Source organism: Mariniflexile sp. HMF6888 (genome assembly GCF_044335535.1).
GTDB lineage: Bacteria > Bacteroidota > Bacteroidia > Flavobacteriales > Flavobacteriaceae > Mariniflexile.
Map to the genome: position 1 here is coordinate 1 of NZ_JBIQVZ010000022.1, position 1,728 is coordinate 1,728.

Consider the following 1,728-nt stretch of genomic DNA (forward strand, 5'->3'; position numbering starts at 1 on the left):
CGAAAGTACCGTTAGTAACGCAGTGGCTATTACAACAGGCACCACTCCAGGTGGTGGAACTGGAGGCTACTGGAGCTTGAACAACCAGGATGTGTACTATAATACAGGTAATGTTGGTATTGGCACAAATATCCCAGATTCCAAATTAACGGTTAAAGGGTCTATCCATAGCGAAGAGGTCAAAGTGGATCTATCCGTTCCAGCCCCAGACTATGTATTTAAATCAGGTTACAACCTGACCCCACTTCAAAAGCTACAGGAATATATCATAACCCATGGCCATTTGCCTAACATGCCATCAGCAAAGGATATGGAAACCCATGGCATCGAATTGGGCATTATGAACATGAAGCTATTAGAAAAAATAGAAGAGTTAACACTGTATATTTTACAACAGGAAAACCGTATAAAAAAATTAGAAGTTATACTTCATAAGAATAAATAATGTTTTGTTCATGAAATCAATTATAAAATCGAATCATAAAGGTGTACCGCAAAAATTGCAAATAAATAAGCACAACAAAAGTGTATTAGTAAAGAAACTTATTCTTATTTGTTTGTTGATTTCAGTATTTGTTGGTGAGGCACAAAACTTCTCTGGGTGGAATAGAAAACAAGCTATAACAATAGATCAAAATCAGGTACCCGGTACAAGTGATCTAATAGACTTTCCTTTCTTGGTAACACTAGATTATTTAGACTCTGAAATAGTTGATGGAGGTGCTAACTCAGCATTAAATGGAGGAGGAGATATCCGTTTCTCAAGTGATGCTGCAGGAAATAATCGATTAGCTGTCGAAATTGTAGAGTTTATTACTGATGCTAGTCTGGCTAACAGGAAGTGTCAGATTTGGGTGAAAATCCCGAACCTTTCGGCAACATCTAATACGACTATTTATGTTTGGTATAACAAGGCTGGTGAAGCACAACCTGCTGCTACAGATGTATATGGAAGTCAAAATGTGTGGATTAACAACAATTACGTGTCGATTTGGCACCTTGATGAAAACGCTACCAGTGGTATCTTACAAATAAAGGATAGTGGTGAAAATTCTAATGACGGGGTTTCCAAGGAAATTATGGATTCAAGTAACAGTGTTATAAGCAAAGTGGGCGGGGGCATCAACCTTAAAGGCACAAACTTTTTTAATGTTGGTAATAATACTAGTTTGAACTTGACTGCTAATTTAACTATTTCCGGATGGTTTAAGCCTAACAAATTACATGATTTTTATGTCATGGCTAAACGAAGTGAAACAGTAGTTAATGGTTATAACATTTTACCACAGCTACAGGGTTTTGTTTCATACTACGATGGATCAAGCATACCAGATTCTGGCCTAAACTATAATATAAATGAATGGAATTATATAGTGGTTAAGCTGAATTCATCAGGAACAGGTGTTACTATTTTTTTGAATGGTAATTTCTCATCAGAAATGACAGTGATCGCTCCTTCAGATGGCCTGGCACAAAACCTGTATTTAGGATCCAGAAGTAATGGTGCATTTGGAAAATTAGATGGAGCAATTGATGAATTACGTGTTTCCAATACATTTAGGTCTGATGAATGGATAAGTACCGAGTATAATAATATGAGTAATCCTTCAGCGTTTGCTGTCGCAGGAACTCCAGAATCAGCAATAATAGATACCCAAGCGCCCACAGCGCCCACACTATCCAGTGCTGTCCAGACCGATACCACGGTCGATCTAAGCTGGACAGCAT

The 1,728-nt window shown here is 37.7% G+C and carries 1 protein-coding gene and 1 pseudogene; both read left to right on the top strand.

What is annotated here, in order from left to right; all coding sequences use genetic code 11:
- A pseudogene (locus tag ACGLWY_RS18605) lies at window positions 1-445 on the top strand (hypothetical protein); the annotation flags it as partial.
- 10 nt (window positions 446-455) lie between these two features.
- Window positions 456-1,728 (top strand): LamG-like jellyroll fold domain-containing protein (locus ACGLWY_RS18610; RefSeq protein ID WP_396621179.1); only part of this gene is annotated, 1,273 nt, incomplete at its 3' end.